Genomic DNA, 17677 nt, shown 5'->3' with positions numbered 1-17677 from the left:
GGAATAGCCTTGAGTATTATAGAAGCCCGGGGACTGACCAAGTCCTTTGTGCAGGCTGTGAAAGAGCCGGGTCTGAAAGGCGCACTCAAGCATCTCGTCACCCCCAGAAATATTACAAAAGTGGCTGTTCATCCGCTGGATCTCAGCATCGAAACCGGTGAAACTGTCGCGTATGTGGGACCGAACGGTGCCGGGAAGTCTACCACAATCAAGATGCTGAGCGGCATCCTGAAGCCGTCCGGGGGCAGCATTTCTGTAAACGGTATCAATCCGTATAAAAAAAGAATGGAGAACGCCGCCCAGATCGGCGCCGTCTTCGGCCAGCGCACCCAGCTGTGGTGGGACATCCCGATTGTCGAATCCTTTTCGCTGCTGAAGGATATTTACCAGATCCCTGATCCGGTATACCGGAATAATCTGGAGCAGTTTATTGAACTCCTGGGCATGAATGAATTCATTCACTTATCCGCCCGGAAGCTCTCGCTGGGGCAGCGCATGCGCGCCGATCTGGCTGCAGCCCTTTTACATAACCCGCCCATTGTCTATCTCGACGAGCCGACGATCGGGCTTGATGTGTCCGTGAAGCAGAAGATCCGCGAATTCATCAAAAAAATCAATCAGGAGCAGCAGACCACCGTCATGCTGACCACCCATGATCTCGGTGACATTGAGGATCTGTGCAAACGCTGATTATCATCGACCACGGCATGATTATTTATGACGGCAGCCTGAGCGAGGTGAAGTCGCGTTTTGCCCGCAGCCGGGTCATTTTCTTTCAGGTTGGCTCGCCAATGCCGGAGCTGTTCGCAGAGCTGAACCGGACTCCCGGAATCAGGCTTACGCTGCAGAATGATCAGGAATTCTCCGTTGCTTTTGACCGGTATGAATATACCGCAAGCGATGTGGTCAGCCGGGTGATGCGCCATGGCGAGGTGATTGACTTCCGGATGGAGGATGCCAACATTGAGCAGGTGATCAAGGCTGTATATGACGGTAATCTCGACCTCAATCAGCAAGCCCAATAAGAAAGGAGGACCCTCACAGCCATGTCTGCCATTTCACTAAAAAAATACAGAAGCATTGCAAACCGCTCCCTGCAAAATGTTCTGGCCTACCGGACCTCCTACGTGATCGGCTTTTTGGCTAATACCGTGAACCTGCTGGCGATCTACTTTTTGTGGCAGGGCATTTACAGCGGCCGCAGCGAGGTGGGCGGATTCACCTGGGATCAGATGAAAACCTACCTGCTGGTCACCTTTCTGGCCAACTCCGTGCTCTCCTGGTATTCCGAGACATCCATCTCCGGTAAAATTCTGGACGGAAGCGTAGCGATGGATCTGCTGAAGCCGCTTGATTTCCAGAGCGCCCGCTTCTCTGAGACATTGGGGGCCAGTCTGCTGGAGGGTGGCATGAGCGCGGTTCTGCTGACGCTTTTTGCTTCCTTTGTGTCCGGAATCACCCTGCCGCATTCGCCGCTTGTCTATGTGCTGTTTGCCGTAAGCCTGCTGTGTGCCATTTTGGTCAAATTCGGCGTGGTATATCTGGCGGCCTTGCTGTGCTTCTGGTCGACCGGCTCGATGGGCATCGTCTGGACGCGGATCGCTGTCACTAACCTGCTGTCCGGTGCGCTTGTGCCGCTGGCCTTTTTCCCGGACTGGCTGGAGCATCTGGCCCTGTGGCTGCCGTTTCAGAGCATCATTCATACGCCGACGATGATTTTTCTGCAGCAGGCCGGTACTGCCGGGAGTCTGAAGCTGATCGCTTTGCAGGCGTTTTGGGGGATCGCCCTCTGGTTCGCCGGCAAAGCCATGTGGAACTGGGCGGTCCGCCAGGTAACCATTCATGGAGGTTAAAAGGAAAGGAGTGAGGACCGGTGCGGGTATCACGGATGTTCTATCTGTACAGACGGCTGTACGTGCAGCAGCTCAAGGCCATACTCGAATATAATAAGGATTTCTACATATTAATGTGTTCTGCTGCGTTAACCCAGGTGCTCGGCTTTGTATTTCTCTGGGTGATTTATGACCGGATTCCCGACATCAACGGCTGGGCGTTTTGGGAAGTGACGTTTATGTATGCGATGATTTTTGTAACGGAAGGCGTCGGCTCCCTGTTCTTTGAAGGCACCTGGCGGATGAGCCGGCTCGTTAACCTGGGCGAAATGGACCGTTACCTGCTGCGGCCGGTGCCTGTGGTGCTGCAGGTCTTCTGTACAGGGATCGGAATTAATGGCCTTGGTAATCTGCTGATCGGCGGAGTCATCATCTGGCAATCGCTGGTCCATGGAAATGTGGACTGGACTCCGGGGAAAGTGCTAATCATTCTCTTTCTTCTGATTACGGCGGTGATTATCCGCGTATCAATCAATCTGGCAGCCAATTCAGCCGCCTTCTGGATCAAGAATGCAGGCAACGCTTTTCCGCTGATGGTCCATAATTTGGCCGATCTGGCCAAGTATCCGCTGTCGCTGTTTCCGCAGGCGATCCGCGTGTTCGTCTCCACCGTGCTGCCGTATGCTTTTATCAGCTTCTACCCGGCTACTTATATTTTCGGCAAAAGCGGCTGGTCCTGCTGGTGGATGCTGGCTCCGGTAGCCGCACTGGGAAGCATGGCTGCAGCCTACGGTATCTTCCGCTTCGGGCTGTCACGTTATGAGAGTACGGGAAATTAGCCGCTCGGGCTTTTGCTAACCTTACTGATGCGGCACATCTCAAACTACAGGGGCAGTGCGGAAATCCCGCACTGCCCCTGCCTTTATCCTGAAATATTCAGCTGTATTATCCGGACTCCCCTTCACAATCAACCTATCCTTACATTGCCGCTTCAGCCTTCTTCCCCGCTTCCTTCCGCTCCTTGGCCGATCTGCGGAAATACAGCAGTTCATATACTGCCGGTACAACCAGCAGCGTCAGAACGGTTGCTGCGGTCAGGCCGCCGATTACGACAATCGCCAGGCTCTGGGAGACGATGCTGCCCTGCTCGGAGTGCCCGAAAAGGAGAGGCAGCATGGCGCAGACGGTGGCAATCGCGGTCATCAGAATCGGGCGCATCCGTGTTCCCGCCGCTTCAAGAATGGCTGCACGGATAGTCATATGCTCTTCATTCTGCTTGATCCGGTCTATCAGCACAACCGCATTAGTGACAACAATACCTATCAGCATCAAGGCACCGAACAATGCGGTAAAGTCAGGCGTTATGCCCGAGATGATCAAGGCCACAATGGCTCCGATTGCCGCCAGCGGCAGCGAGAACATGATCGCCAGCGGGGCACGAAGTGTCTTGAAGGTCAGCACCATGATCAGGTAGACCAGACCGATGGAGATCAAAGCTGTCATTCCAAGATCCCCGAAGTCGCCGGCTTGATCAGCAGAGGCTCCCCCGGCAAACAGGGTTACGCCTTCCGGCAGGGCAAGACCGTCTGTCTGCTTTTTGATCTCTGCCCCGATTGCCGACACCTTCTTCGCATCCACCTCTGCGGTAATCCGCACATAAGGCTTGCCGTCCTTATGGTAGAGCATCGCAGGCTGCTCCGTTACCTCAAATGAAGCTACATCTGAGAGCAGCTGCGGCCCTCCGGAGGTCATCACCGTAATCTGCTTGAGATCTTCCTGTGACTTCGGCTGCAGCACCGGCTCCAGCATAACCGCCGCCGGTGAGCCTTCAAGCTCCATCTGGCCCAGCGGAACCGGATTAAGCATGGCTGCAAGCTGCATGGAGATTTCCTGGGCATTTGCTGCCGCTGGATCAACATTGAAGGCAAATACCGGCTTGGTATCTTCCATATTGCTGCTGACTTTTTGTACACCGTCCACAGCCTCAATCTTAACCATTGCTTCTTCCGCAACCGTCCGGATTGCCGCAAGGTCATCCCCGGAAATATCTACAAACTCACTTGTAGATCCAGATCCCATCATACTGGCTTCATTTGCTGTCAGTGTTGCTCCTTCATAGCTGTCCTGAAGACCGCGCACATGATCAAGGAACTGCTGGGCATTAGCATCCTCCTTCATCAGTACCGTGTAGTCTACCTGAGTCAGCGAGCTCACTGTACCCCATCTGGCCATATCGGCACTGTTGCCGGATTGCATTACGACGGTCTCTGCCTCCGGCCGGCTGATCATCTCCTGCTCAAGCTGTTTACCCTTCTCCAGCACCTCGGCTACCGGCACATCATTCGGATATACGAGCTGGACACTGACCATACTGGCGTCCGCTGCATCAAGCGCCCCCTTGGGCATTGCAACGTAAGCGGCGATGGAGCCGGCAAGCAGCACCAGGCCTGCCGTCAGCGTGATCCACTTGCGGTGCAGATTCCAGTTGAGGAAGCGGGAAAACCATTTGGCAGGCTCGTGCTCCTTCATGGATGTTCCGCGTAACAGCCATGCACTCAGCAGCGGCACTACCGTTAGCGCTACAACCAGTGAGGTCAGCAGCGAATAGGTAACCGTCAGCGCGAACGGCAGCAGAAAATCCTGCAGGCCGCCGCGCAGCAGCCCCATCGGCAGGAACACCGCAACGGTGGCAATCGTCGAAGTGGTGATGGCTCTGGCGACCTCGCCGGTTGCGCTGATTACCATATCACGGGACAGCGGTTCTTTTTGCAGCCGGCGGTATATATTCTCAATTACAACTATGCTGTCGTCGACCAGCCGTCCTACCGCAACGGCTACACCGCCGAGAGTAACGATGTTCAGCGTGATGCCGGAAACCTTGAGCAGATACAGTGTCACGGCAAGAGACAGCGGAATGGATACTGCCGTTATCAGCGTAGCCCGGATGTTGCGCAGGAACAGCAGAATGACGACTGTAGCGAACAAGGCACCAAGCAGCACCTCACGCATCATGCTGTTGACCGAGGTGACGACCATGTCAGAGGTGCTGAAGATAACGGAAAGCTCGGCACCCGGCACACTTTTATTGATATCATCCGCAGCATCCCGCACCTTCTCACCGACATCAACCGCATTCGCACCGGCTTCCTTGGTGATAATCGCGAACAGCACATCCTTGCCGTTGGAGCGGCTGACGCTCTCCTGATCCGCTTTGACCGTAACTGCAGCAATATCCTGCAGCGTTACGCCGGCGGCTAACGGAAGACTCTTTAACGTGTCCAGGCTGTCTATGGAAGACGTAACATTTACATTCCCCGTCTGCCCGCCGATCGTCTGCTCCCCGATAGAAGCTGATACGCTGCGGCCCTGGAGCAATCCCAGCACCTGCGCAGTGGAAACACCTTTTGCTGCCATCGCCTGCGGGTCCAGCTTCACATTAACCTGCGGGCTGGTTTTGCCGTAGAGTGCTACACTGGCTACGCCGTCTATCTTTTGCAGCTGGGGAATAATCGTATTTTCAGCAACCTCCAGATTCTCCTTGGTCAGCCCGTCTTCGAAAGATAACGTTGTCTGAGCGACCGGAATCATGGAAGTGTTCAGCTGCACAATGAAAGGGTCCATTACCCCTTCCGGGAACTGCAGTGCACCTACCGCCTTTTCAACCTCCTGTGAGGCCTCCTTCATATCGCTCTTTCCGTCAAAATAAAGATCCACCTTCGCATACCCGTCCCCCGAGGTGGACATCTGCCCGGTTTTACCTTTTAAAGCCGCGGTTGCCTCTTCGATCGGCTTCGTAACCTTACTTTCCATCGAATGTGCGTCCTGGCCCGGACCCAGTACCGTTACGGTCACCTGCGGATTGTCAGCCTCCGGCATGAATTCCATTGGCAGTGTGGTATAACTCAGCATCCCCACTACAAGCGCCATTACGACGAGAAGGCCTACTGCCCCTTTATTGCCGAAGGACCACTTTGTAAACCAAGTCATTGTTCCTTTACCCCTTCCACTCTCCTGATTTGAGAAGCCTTATGTCTGCGTTCCTTATGCATGAGCTGCTTTCTTGCTTTAGTGTAGTGTCTTTAAAAGAATGCCAAAACCGCCCGGCGGCTGGTTTCCGGCCCGGTCTCAAGACGGAGCGCGTCTCACTCCCTGGACAGAGGACAGCGGAAGGAGCAAGCCATCTAAGGGAATAGGTCGCAAAAAGCCCCTCTGCATACACAGAAGGGCTTACAGAAATCTGATTCTGATCCGGGAAAGCTCTGTTCCCTATTAGCGGACCGCCATACACCGCCCTCAGGCGCTGATTCCCGCTTCATTCGGGCGCAGAGTGGCCGAACCGAGTGCGAGCAGGATGGCCGCCATCAGGCCAAGGACCGCAAAGGGCAGCCACAGCTCGTTCCAGCCGCCGCCCGTAGCCGCAATATCCACCGCCTGGATAGCCCATTTCTGCGGTGTGAAATTAGCTGCCTTCTGCATGTATTCCGGCATAATGGACAGCGGCCAGAAGCATCCGCCCAGCATGCAGGTCGGTGTAAGAATGAGCGCGTTCAGCATTCCGGCATTGCGCGGGTTGCGGATCAGGCCGGCCACTGTGCCGGCGATGCCCATCGAGACAAGCATAAATGCGGCGAGCACCAGGAAGTACAGATACATCGGAATTTCATAGTCGTAGCGCAGCACCCATTTGCCTAGGACGAGGACAACGGCAATCTGGATAATGCCGACCAGGAAGCTGCCAAAAAAGTTGCCCAGCGCAATTTCATAGGCGCGGACCGGCGCACTGTACATCCGCATCATCGTCCGGCTCTTGCGGTCATCAATCACCTGATTGACTGCACTTGTCACCAGACCCATCAGGAACATCAGTGTCATTCCGGTTATAACCCCCAGTGTCTGTCTGGGGTACAGGTCATAATCCGTCCGCACACTTCCGGCATTATGCCGCTCGGCCTGCTGCAGAATGGCGGCAAACTGACCGGCCGGATCACCGGTCCCGCTCTCCTTCACCGTGGCTGCGGTCACCAGCATCTGCCTGGCTATGGCAGCGGCTTTCATTTTTAACAGAACCGAGTCCTCCGTTATCTTCAGCTCGTATACTTTTAGCTGCGGCTGCTTGCCGTCCAGCAGCTGTGCGCTATAATCCTGCGGAATCAGCAGGCCGGCGATCCCGTCCTGGCCGATCACGCTTTCTTTCATTTCCTGTTCGCCGGGGCTCTCTGTCAGCTCGTAATCTCCTGAGCTCCTGAGCTCTGCCAGCAGATGCCTGCCTCCCGCCCCATTGTCCAGATTGGTATAGAGCAAAGTGGCCTTTGAGCTGTTATCAATGCCTCCGGTGATAGAAATAATCGCTGCAACTACGATGCCAGGCAGCACAATATACAGCATCAGCCCTTTACGCGAGCCGATGGTCCGTTTGACCATATTCCAGCCGATTGTCCAGATATTACTCATGATAACCCACCTTCCGGTATGTGAAGACCACTCCGCCGATCAGAACAAGGCACATTGCCGACATCACCAGCAGGTTCGGCAGGATCTGCCCGAAGCCTGAATGCAGCATCATCCGGATGATTGCCTGCATCTCCCAGTGGTTAATCGTAAACGCCCCGACACTGTTCACCCAGGAATCCGGCAAGGGGGCCATTCCACCGCTGAGGAAGGTCATTCCGACCGTTACGATATTAACGACATTCGTGGCGGTTGCACTTGTTTTACTGAACATGCAGACAAGAATCGAGAACATCATCGAGGCAATGATCATCAGCAGACAGAACAGCATCAGCAGCCAAGGGCGGTTCCCCCAATACACTCCGAACAGCAGGCTGGTAAAAATAATAATCGCCGCACATTGCAGCATCGTAATGACGCCGACACCCAGCATTTTGCCGATGAACAGCTGCGAGCCTTTGACCGGCATGGAATTAATCCGGAATAAGGTATGATTATCCTTTTCGCTAAAAAGAGAGCTGGTAACCGTAAGTCCGCTGTATAAAAGGAACATCAGCAGCATGGAAGCGGCGTAGAACTGGGAGGCCGTATAGGTTTTTCCTCCATTATTGAGACTTCCAAGCTGCACCGCAGGCTGGTCCGCCGTGGCCGGCATAACTGCTGTCAGAGCCTCAGGCCCCAGCGTCATGGCTGCCGCCTGCTTATAATTGATTTCGCTGAGAAAGTTGTCGAACACTGTGCCTGCGGTGGTATTGTCGCTATGGTTTTTACCGAGGATCAGCTCAAGCTCCGCCTGGCCGCCGCTTTGGATTTCACTGTCGAATCCCTGCGGTACTATGACTGCATAGCCGTATTTTCCGGTACGGAGTCCGCTTTCCGCTTCCTCGCGGGTCTGCACCTCAAACGGGCTGATATAATCCTTAACCTCATCCGATTTCACAAAAGCATCCAGCGTGGCCGATTTCGCCGGGGCTGCCGCTGCCGTATCTACAATAGCAACCTTCACCGGATTCACGGTCTCTGCGCCCTCAACCCCGACTACTCCGGAGAGTGAAGCTCCCAGCAGGAAAATCAGCACCACCGGCAGCAGAATCATATTCAGCAGCCAGGTACGTGAACGCAGCTGCCGGCGCAGCTCAAAGGTCATAATAGTCCAGATGTTCATATCCGTATACAGCTCCTTCCTCAGTCCCGGAGGGTCCGGCCGGTTAGGCTGAGGAACAGCGTCTCCAGATCCGGCTCTTCGATATGCAGGGAAACAATGCTTCCTTCATGCCTGGAAAAAATAAACAAGATATCCTGAAGCTCACTCTGCGAAGACGGCAGATACAGCTCAACCGCATCCTCTACAACCTCTACACGGTTGATCCGCGGATGTTTGCCCAGCTCACTGATCAGTCCGGGTGTAATGCTGGTTGCTTTCACGACGATTTTTTCTTCATGGGCGACCCGTTCGCGCAGCTCCTTTTCGGTACCGCAGGCGATGATATGCCCTTTATCCATAATCGCTACCCGGTCGCAGATCGCCGCAACCTCTTCCATGTAATGGCTGGTGTAGATGATCGTCGAACCGAGCCTGTTCAGTGCCTTGACCGACTCCAGAATATGATTGCGCGACTGCGGATCAATGCCGACGGTCGGCTCATCCATAATAATCAGCTTCGGACGGTGCATGATTGCACAGGCGATATTCAGGCGCCGCTTCATCCCTCCCGAGAAGGTGGACGGCTTCTCTTTGGCCCGGTCACTCAGTCCGGTAAAAACAAGCGCCTCCTCCGTCCGTTCCTTCAGCAGGCTGCCCCGCAGCCCGTACAGCTTGCCGAAGAACCGTACATTTTCCGCCGCCGTCATGTTTGCATACAGCGCCAGATCCTGGGGGACGAGCCCGATCCGCCTTTTAACCTCAATCGGATGCTCCTTCACGGATATGCCGTCGATCCGGATCTCACCGGAATCATATTTCAGCAGGCCGCAGATCATGCTGATGGTGGTGCTTTTTCCAGCTCCGTTCGGCCCGAGCAGCCCGAAGATTTCTCCCTCTTCAATATTGAAATTCACATGGTCCACTGTAAGCTTCTGATCATACCGTTTAACAACATCACTGAGCACTGCAAGAGTCATCCGCTCATCTCTCCTGTTCTTATCACTTCTATGGTTTCATTGTAGCGCATGGAGCGTTCCGCCGGAGGTACGCTAAGTCATGAGCTGGTGGTGACTAAAGTCATCTCCTGAACAGGGAGCCGGGTATGCTAAGATGAATATAGACTGTTACGGCCTTATATTATGATACAAAGGATGAATGACTTGACCAGAGAACTGCGTATCCTCCGTTACGGCCTGCTCATTATTCCGGCCGTGCTCTCCGTATATGTCTATGATTATCCGGACTACGGCTTGTTCACCTTCTATGTTCTGATGCAGCTGCTGCTGGCCACTGCCGGCGCACGGCTGCCGAAGCCTTTCCCTGCTCTGGCCGTTACTCTTGAACTGCTGTACAGTGCCTGGATGTGCCGGGAGTACGGGCTGCTGATGATTTTTCCGGCAGTCTCGGCGCTGCTCTGCTATTCCCGGCTCCAGCCCAAAGCGTTGCCTGTCCTGCTGACCTTTCTACATCTGGGCGTGCTGAACGCCGCCTTCAGCCCTTCAGCCCTTCAGGAACTGATCTATATGAATTTCACCTTCCTGCTGGCCGCCGGGCTAAACGAGCTGCTGCGCCGGGCGGGACGCGGCCGGGAAGATACCTTGTTCCTGTATGACGAGCTGCGCAAAAAGCATTTTGAGCTGGACGAGGCCCGCGGCCGGCTGCTGCAGTTCGCTTCCCAGGTGGAGAACGCGGCGCAGGCAGAGGAGCGGGTAAGAATCTCGCGGCAGCTGCATGATGATATCGGCCACCGCCTGATCCGGGTCAAAATGATGGTCGAGGCGGCCATCCATACCCTGCCGGGTTCACCTGAAGCAGGCATGGCCATGATGGGCCAGATCCGTGACCAGCTCGCCGCCAGCATGGACGATATGCGGACTGCCCTGCGGCAGGTTAACCATGCGCCCCAGCTTGAGGGAGCCTACGCCCTGGACCGGCTGCTGGAGGAGACCGGCCGGGATACCGGCATAGAAACCTCATACCAGGTGGAGGGATATGCCTATCCGCTCTATCCGAGCATGCAGGTGGTACTCTACAAAAATGCCCGGGAGGCATTAACCAATGCTTTGCGGCACGGAAAAGCGACGGTTGTCTGGATCTCTGTATTCTATAGCGAGCGTGAGGTTGTTATGGAGGTCGGCAATAACGGGCTGCTGCCGGAGGAGGATCAGCTGCGCAGGCTTCACGCAGGCGGCGGAATGGGGATGAAGGGAATGAACGAGCGTACCAGCCTTGTAGGGGGAACGCTGGAAGTGCGCGCCGGAGCACCGTTCACTGTTGTTACAAGACTGCCTGTTTACCGGCAGGGTGATTTTAAATGATATCATGAATAGATACATTACACCCAATCCAAACCGAGGTGAGCTTTCTGTATGATTAAAGTTGTAATTGTAGACGACGATCCTTTCATCCGCGAGAGCCTCAAGGTACTGGTCGGCCTGGATGCGGAGATTGAAGTAGCCGGCTGCGCAGGTGACGGCGCCGAAGCGCTGACGCTGCTGCAGGGGCTGACCCCTGTTGCCGATGTCGTCCTGATGGATATCCGGATGCCGGGCTGCGACGGGGTTGAGGGGACACGCCGGATCAAGGCGGCTTTTCCGCATGTATCCGTCCTGATGCTGACCACCTTTGATGATGATGAATACATCATTGAGGCGCTGAGGGGCGGGGCCAGCGGGTATCTGCTGAAGAATATTCCGCCGGACCGGATTATTCAGGGAATCAAAACGGTACATCAGGGCAGCATGCTGATCCACCCCGATATTGCCCGAAAAATGGCGGGATTTCTCCAGTCCGCAGCTCCCGCGGCGCTGCCTGTGCGGGAGCATCCGTCACTGGAATCCTACGGCCTGACCAAGGCGGAGCAAGGCATCGTTGCCTCTATTTCGGAGGGGCTGACCAATAAGGAGATCGCCGCCAAGCTGTTCCTGAGCGAGGGCACCGTCAAGAACTACATCACCGACATCCTCAGCAAGCTTGGCCTGCGTGACCGCACGCAGATTGCAATTTTTTATTTGAAGAGCCGGCAGCAGCAGGGGTGATTGACATCACCTGCGCCAGGCATGGGTATGCTATAACAAGATAAGGCCAGCCCCCGCAATTTCAGCGGGAGGCTGGCCTTTTGTTATATGCGAATTTTAGCCGGCTGGAAATCTGTCTGGTCAGGCATCCAGTGTCTCTGTATTAACGGTATTGGCTGGCTGCACCTTCTCCTTACTGGAGGCTGGCTGATCGTCGGCCGATTTGGCCCGTTTCAGTCCGGCCGGGGTGATCCCTCTGCGGCGGGTGCGGGTTCCTGTCTTCATCCCGATGATGCCGAAGATGCCGGTGGGCTTCGCAGCTGCAGTAACAGCCTCATCCGGGTCCGGCACTAGGATCATGCCGAGCTGGTGATGGTCCCCGGCGTAGATCGGACGCTGCAGATATTTGCTCTCCCCTTCCCGGTTCTGCACCTCCAGCTTGCAGTATGCCGGGTTCATGCGCAGCGCATCATGCAGCTGCGCCGCTTCGGTCAACAGGACCCCGTTGACCTTCAACAGCACTTCGCCCGGCAGGATGCCCAGCTCCTCAGCCGGGCTGCCCGGCAGGACGGCCAGCACCTTGCGGCCGGCCGGGGGATGCACGAACATGGGGCTGGTGCTGCGCTCTTCCAGAGCGCTGTACCAGTTCAGGCCTTCGTGCAGGAGAAGTGCGAGCAGCGCCGCAACCAGCGTCAGCGGACTCCAGACGGAAGCCAGCAGGCTTACGCCCAGGAGGACAACGCTGTACGCCAGCAGCCGGCCTGCGGTGCGGGCTGCCTTGCGCGCCGGCAGCAGGCTCTGGGTCATCTCGCTGAAGCCGATGATTACCGGCAGCGACACCAGCCCAAGCCCGCCGCCGAGCAGCGGCTGCCAGGGCAGATCCCCGGTTCCCGCGGCAGAGGGAACCAGCAGGAACAGCGGCAGCGGCCAGAAGGCCTCCAGCTGGTAGCCGCCGACGACCTTGCCGCGCTTGCCTTCCAGGAAGAGCGGGGACGCCAGCCGCGCGCCCTGCCAGCGCGCGAGCAGCGCTTCCGCGAGATGCAGCAGCCCGGCGAGCACGAGCAGCGCCGGGATGTCCATCTCCCGAAGTGCGGTTACCAGCCGCCCGGCTGTTCCAGCCTGCAATGCATCAGGGAAGAAGGAGAAAATAAACTGTAAAACACCGAGTAGCCCGATAGAGTAGGCAAAACACAGAAAGCGTACGCGGAAGAACATCAGGACCAGGCTGACAATCCAGATGCAGATTACAGCGTCAGGGGGCAGCGAAATGCCTAATGCAACCGCCGCTAATGAAACGAGCAGCCCCATCACCAAACCGCTCCACACCGTCCGCCATGTTTCAAGGCCCCAGCTATGCTGCTTCACATGAATCAGCTTGCGCTCCAGCGCGACCTGTCTGCGGTAATAGAGGACAATAAATAGAAGGGCAATATAATAATAAGGCTGAATCAGCAGATGTATGACCGCTGTGCCCAAGCTTGTAAGCAGTTCTAGCATCTCATTCAAACTGTCGTCACACTCCTTCTACTCGCTTCAAAAAAAGAAGGCTGAATTCAGCCTTCCTACTTGTTCGACGCGGCTTTCTGGATTTCCTTCCGTACCTCTTCGATTCCCCGGTTGCGCTGATTGTCATTGGCCGGGTCCTGAATGACCTTGATCAGAGCCAGCTCCAGCGCTTCCGCGGTTTTGGCATCGATGGCGCCGGTTGTCTGCAGCTTGGACGCGCTCTGGAATTTCTTCACTGCTTCCTTCGTCCCAGCGTCGAAATATCCGTCCTTGCGTCCCGGCTTGTAGCCAAGTCCGTCCAGCATCGTCTGGGCGCTCTTCACATCCGAGCTGTTCATATTGTATTGCAGTGTTACACTCTTGTTAATCGGCGCCACCGAGAAATAGTCCGGCTGGGCTACCGCAATGTCCGGCTCAATCCCTTTCCCGTGAATCCAGGTGCCGTCCGGTGTCAGCCACTTGGCGATCGTAATCTTCAGCAGACTGCCGTCTCCCAGCTCCTTTTCGAAGCTGGTCTGCACCGTTCCCTTGCCGAAGGAATGCTCCCCGATCAGCTTGGCTCCGGCTGATTGCTGCAGTGCTCCGGCCAGAATCTCCGAGGCGCTGGCGCTTCCCTTGTTCATCAGCACGACAACGGGATAATCCTTGCTGGAGCCCTTGGAGGTGCTGACCTCGCGCGATTTATCCTTGTTCTCTACCTGAACAATGGTTTTGCCTGCAGGCACAAACTGCTCTGCCATCTCGATAACCCGCTGCAGTACACCGCCCGGATCATTCCGTACATCGATGACAAGCCCTTTCATGCCCTGCTTCTCCAGATTGTCCAGCTCTTCCTTGAACCGTTCAGCGGTATTCATGGAGAACTGGGTCACTTCAATTACACCGATTCCGTCTTTCTCCATAGTGGCATAGACGGTCTCCAGCTTCACATCGTCACGGGTAATCACAAATTCCAGCGGCTCCGCTGATCCGGTACGCTGTACCTTGAGCGTTGCCTTGCTGCCCTTAGGCCCGCGGATTTTGGCGACTGCATCATTCAACTCCAGCCCGTCCAGCGTTTCGCCGTTAACGGACAGGATGATATCCTTAGCCTGGATTCCGGCTTTTTCGGCCGGTGCCCCCTTGATCGGTGAAACAACGACTACCTTGCCGTTATCCGAGGATACCTCTGCACCGATTCCGGAGAAAGAGCCTTCAATGCTCTCTTCAAACTTCTCTGCTGTTTCCTTGCCCATATAATTGGAATAAGGGTCGCCGAGTGCTTCCATCATACCGTTGACAGCACCGTCAATCAGCTTGTCCCGGTCTACTGTATCGTAATAGTTATCTTCAATCAGGTTAAGCGCGGTACCCAGCTTCTGCGATTCCTTATCCTGCAGACCGCTTCCCGTCTGCAGAACAGCCGCAACCCCTTCCCCCGCAGCTTGTCCGACAACCTGCATATAACCGGTTACGCCCAGGGTTAGAAGACTGCCGCAGAGCAGTGCAGCGACGATCATAAAGACCGCCGTGCTTTTCTTTAACATGATGTTCCCACCGTCCCTTCTGTTCATCTCATCAAGCCTGCATCCGTCCAGAAAGGACGGTATCTCTTCCAGTATATGCCGCTGGGCGGATTAATATTTATTGGTCCTCAAAATTACAGGTATGGCATCGGATCAACAGTCTTGCCGTCTACCCGGACTTCGAAATGAAGATGCGGTCCTGTGGAGCGGCCGGTCGAGCCGGACTCGGCAATTACCTGGCCTCTGTCTACCTTATCCCCGGCGGATACTCTGAGGCCCCCCTCGCGGATATGGCCGTACAAGGTCCACACGCCGCCGCCGTGGTCGATAATGACGCAGTATCCGTAACCGCTCCACCATTCGGCAACCAGCACTGTTCCGGAATCAGCAGCATGGATGCTGGTGCCCTGCGGAACTGCAAAGTCAACGCCGGTATGCATTTTGCCGACCTCGCCCGTCACCGGATGCGTCCGCTTCCCGTATCCCGAGGAGATCCGGGCCGAACCTACCGGCATGAGGAACGGACCGTTGCCGCCTGCATATTCCGAGGAGGAGCTCTCGCTGCTGACACTGCTGGAGGCCCTCGCTTTCGCTTTGGCCGCTGCGGCTGCCGCTCTGCGCGCCGCTTCTGCTTTGGCCGCCGCTGCCTTGCGTGCTGCTTCTTCTGCCTTCAGCTTGTCCTTCTGCGTTTCGAGTGCGGAACGCTCGCTGGCCAATTGCACCAGCTTAGCTTCCTGCTCCTCGGAGATTTCGCCTGAAACAAGAATCTCTTCATCATAATGGGCGATAAGCTCCTGCTTCTCTGCTTCCTTCTCTTTGAGGATGCTGCGCTGATCCTCCAGTTCGGTGTACAGCTGCTTGGCATTGGCATACTGCCCTTCCAGCTCGATCTTCTTTGCTACCACAGTCTCTTTATCCAGCTTGTGCTGCTCCAGCAGATCCTGATCCTGGTCTACGATCATTTTGAGGGAATCGGCCCGATCCAGGAAATCCGAGAAGCTGGTCGAAGACAGCAGAACGTCAAGATAGGAGACTGCCCCATCGGTATACATCAGCCGGACGCGGGATTCCAGCAGCTTTTCACGCGAAGCAATCCGCTCCTCTGCTTCACTAAGCTCGGTTGCCGTTACATTCAGCGACTCCTCGGTGCTGGCGATTTTACCGGAAATGGTTGTCATTTCACCTTTTACCTGCTCGATCTGAGCCAGTACATACTCGAGGTTCTGTGTCGTTTTGTTCTTATAGTGCTGCGCCTCCTGAGAGCGGGAAGCCGCCTTCTCCTGCGCGGCCTTGGCCGCTTGTACCTCTTGCTGCAGCTTCTTCAGCTGCTGATCTATTTCAGCTACAGTTGTCTTTTTGGCATATCCGTCAGAGGGTCCTACTAAAGTGACAGCCAGCAGTGCTACGGCTATTCCGGCGGCAATCTTCTTCAACTCGCACTCCCCATCCTTTTACTCCGTAATTTATAATGTCATTTCATGTCAGTAACGGTACTTACACCTTCAAAAACTTGCGGATCGACACGGTACTTCCCCAAATTCCGATCAGCATCCCCAGCCCCACCAGCAGACCGCAGAGCAGCACCCAGATTTCATTGAACGGGATCATCTGCAGCCCCAGCATCGGGTCTCCCTGTACGGAACGGGTCAGACTGCTGTAACCAATATACAGAACCCCGGAAGTCACAAGTGAGCCGATCAGCCCGATCAGTGCCCCTTCCACAAAAAACGGCCAGCGGATAAAAGCGTTTGTCGCCCCTACCAGCTTCATAATGCCAATCTCCTTGCGGCGGGCAAGAATGGTTACACGAATCGTATTGGAGATCAGGAACATGGACATCAAGGCCAGTCCCGCCACAAAAACAAAACCTATATTGCGCACAGCGCGCGTAATCTTGAACAGCGTCTCTACTGAGCCTTTACCGTAGTTCACTTTATATATCGGCTGCTCGTCATGCGTTTTGTTTAGTGCTTCTATCTTATCTGCTACAAACGGGACTGTGGTCGGTTCGATCACTTCAACCAGCAGCTTGTCCGGCAGCGGGTTATTATCTTCGTCAAAGCCTTCCAGCAGCTCGGCTGCATCCGGTCCCATATCCTCACGGAACTCGATCAGCCCCTGCTCCTTGGATACAAACTCTACCTTGCTGACTTCCGGCATGCTGCCGATTTCGTTCTGCAGGGTTTCCCGCATCTTCTGGTCAGTATTAAGCGTCAGATGCACATTGATCTGCACCTGGCTGTCCGCCTTGTCGGCGATGGAATTTACATTGAGTACAAGCAGAATAAAGACACCGAGCACGAATAGGGAGACGACGATAGATGTGATGGAGGCCACCGACATCCAGCCGTTGCGGAATACATTTTTGAAGCCTTCCCGCATATGGCGCAAGAAGGTTTTAAAACTCATAACCGTATTCCCCTCTCACCTGGTCTCTGACAATGTTGCCATGCTCGATTGCCAGCACCCGTTTGCGCATTTTATTAACAATATCCCTGTTGTGGGTAGCCATTACAATGGTTGTGCCGCGAAAATTAATTTCGTCCAGCAGCTGCATAATGCCCCAGGAGGTCTCCGGGTCCAGGTTGCCGGTAGGCTCGTCCGCAATAATGACCGACGGATTGTTGACAATCGCCCGGGCAATCGCAATCCGCTGCTGCTCTCCGCCTGAGAGCTGGGAGGGTTCACGGTTCGCCTTGCTTCGCAGTCCCACCAGATCAAGCACCTCGTTGACACGCTTCTTGATAATTTTCTTGGGGGCTTCAATGACATCCATTGCAAAGGCGACATTCTCGTAGGCCGTCAGCCTCGGCAGCAACCGGAAATCCTGAAACACTACGCCGATATTGCGTCTTACATAGGGAATTTTACGCGGCTTCAGCTTGCCGATATTGAACCCGCCTACTGAAATCTGGCCTTTGGTGGGCGTCTCTTCTCTATAAATTAGTTTCATGAACGTTGATTTTCGCGCCGGACGGTCCGACGACATACACGAATTCGTTGCGGTCGATCTTCACGGATATTCCCTGTAGAGCATGGGTCCCGTTGGGGTATGTCTTCCATACATCCTGCATTTCGATCAAAGTTATCACTTCCCGATTTTGTCATATTCCTCCAGCCGGCCGTCAGGTTCGACACCAAACCGCTGAATTTTACATAACTGCCCATTATCACAGGCTTATCTATTGTAACAAATCTGTAACCAAATGAGTACCCCGAAAGTTT

General features: G+C 55.1%; 14 protein-coding genes and 1 pseudogene. 6 read left to right on the top strand and 9 right to left on the bottom strand.

What is annotated here, in order from left to right; all coding sequences use genetic code 11:
- The first annotated feature begins 9 nt into the window (after window positions 1-9).
- Genes AWJ19_RS14335 through AWJ19_RS14325 form a run of 4 tightly spaced genes read left to right on the top strand, consistent with a single transcriptional unit; the run spans window position 10 to window position 2671 of the window.
- Window positions 10-690, top strand: coding sequence for an ATP-binding cassette domain-containing protein (locus AWJ19_RS14335; protein ID WP_241781748.1), 681 nt, complete (start codon window positions 10-12; stop codon window positions 688-690).
- Window positions 678-1025, top strand: a complete 348-nt coding sequence (locus AWJ19_RS36625) for a hypothetical protein (RefSeq protein WP_241781747.1) — start codon at window positions 678-680, stop codon at window positions 1023-1025. The genes AWJ19_RS14335 and AWJ19_RS36625 overlap by 13 nt, the downstream gene beginning before the upstream one ends.
- A gap of 21 nt (window positions 1026-1046) precedes the next feature.
- A complete protein-coding gene (locus AWJ19_RS14330; RefSeq protein WP_068724699.1) occupies window positions 1047-1853 on the top strand; it encodes an ABC-2 family transporter protein in 807 nt (268 codons plus the stop codon).
- A gap of 20 nt (window positions 1854-1873) precedes the next feature.
- A complete protein-coding gene (locus AWJ19_RS14325) occupies window positions 1874-2671 on the top strand; it encodes an ABC-2 family transporter protein (RefSeq protein ID WP_082707894.1) in 798 nt (265 codons plus the stop codon).
- Between the two features lie 139 nt (window positions 2672-2810).
- Here AWJ19_RS14325 and AWJ19_RS14320 read toward each other — a convergent pair whose 3' ends face one another.
- The 4 genes from AWJ19_RS14320 to AWJ19_RS14305 all read right to left on the bottom strand — a co-directional run bounded on the left by AWJ19_RS14320 (window position 2811) and on the right by AWJ19_RS14305 (window position 9401).
- Complete coding sequence (locus tag AWJ19_RS14320) at window positions 2811-5819, bottom strand: efflux RND transporter permease subunit (RefSeq protein ID WP_068724697.1); 3009 nt, start codon at window positions 5817-5819, stop codon at window positions 2811-2813.
- Between the two features lie 306 nt (window positions 5820-6125).
- Window positions 6126-7283, bottom strand: coding sequence for an ABC transporter permease (locus AWJ19_RS14315; protein WP_068724696.1), 1158 nt, complete (start codon window positions 7281-7283; stop codon window positions 6126-6128).
- Window positions 7276-8445: an ABC transporter permease gene (locus tag AWJ19_RS14310; RefSeq protein WP_068724695.1), complete on the bottom strand. Its 1170-nt coding sequence runs from the start codon at window positions 8443-8445 to the stop codon at window positions 7276-7278. Before AWJ19_RS14310 ends, AWJ19_RS14315 begins: the two co-directional genes overlap by 8 nt.
- Before the next feature lie 20 nt (window positions 8446-8465).
- Window positions 8466-9401 (bottom strand): ABC transporter ATP-binding protein, encoded by a 936-nt coding sequence (locus AWJ19_RS14305; protein WP_068724694.1) that lies wholly within the window; start codon window positions 9399-9401, stop codon window positions 8466-8468.
- Window positions 9402-9584: 183 nt separating this feature from the next.
- Between AWJ19_RS14305 and AWJ19_RS14300 the strand changes: the two genes are divergently transcribed.
- A complete protein-coding gene (locus tag AWJ19_RS14300) occupies window positions 9585-10742 on the top strand; it encodes a histidine kinase (RefSeq protein WP_157890012.1) in 1158 nt (385 codons plus the stop codon).
- A 51-nt stretch (window positions 10743-10793) separates the two neighbouring features.
- A complete protein-coding gene (locus AWJ19_RS14295) occupies window positions 10794-11462 on the top strand; it encodes a response regulator transcription factor (RefSeq protein WP_068724693.1) in 669 nt (222 codons plus the stop codon).
- A gap of 120 nt (window positions 11463-11582) precedes the next feature.
- On the opposite strand, the gene AWJ19_RS14290 is transcribed toward AWJ19_RS14295, so the two are convergent.
- From AWJ19_RS14290 to ftsE, 5 genes and pseudogenes are all read right to left on the bottom strand, one after another.
- Window positions 11583-12938: a PDZ domain-containing protein gene (locus tag AWJ19_RS14290; protein WP_157890013.1), complete on the bottom strand. Its 1356-nt coding sequence runs from the start codon at window positions 12936-12938 to the stop codon at window positions 11583-11585.
- Window positions 12939-13003: 65 nt separating this feature from the next.
- Window positions 13004-14473, bottom strand: coding sequence for a S41 family peptidase (locus tag AWJ19_RS14285; protein ID WP_068724768.1), 1470 nt, complete (start codon window positions 14471-14473; stop codon window positions 13004-13006).
- 113 nt (window positions 14474-14586) lie between these two features.
- A complete protein-coding gene (locus tag AWJ19_RS14280) occupies window positions 14587-15885 on the bottom strand; it encodes a M23 family metallopeptidase (protein WP_068724692.1) in 1299 nt (432 codons plus the stop codon).
- A gap of 61 nt (window positions 15886-15946) precedes the next feature.
- Window positions 15947-16861 (bottom strand): permease-like cell division protein FtsX, encoded by a 915-nt coding sequence (gene ftsX / locus AWJ19_RS14275; protein ID WP_068724691.1) that lies wholly within the window; start codon window positions 16859-16861, stop codon window positions 15947-15949.
- Window positions 16851-17535, bottom strand: a pseudogene (gene ftsE / locus AWJ19_RS14270) (cell division ATP-binding protein FtsE). Before ftsE ends, ftsX begins: the two are co-directional and overlap by 11 nt.
- Between the last annotated feature and the right edge of the window lie 142 nt (window positions 17536-17677).

It is taken from the genome of Paenibacillus sp. DMB5 (assembly GCF_001517085.1).
Taxonomy (GTDB): Bacteria; Bacillota; Bacilli; order Paenibacillales; family Paenibacillaceae; genus Paenibacillus_AQ.
This window is presented reverse-complemented; position numbering and strand designations above follow the sequence as displayed.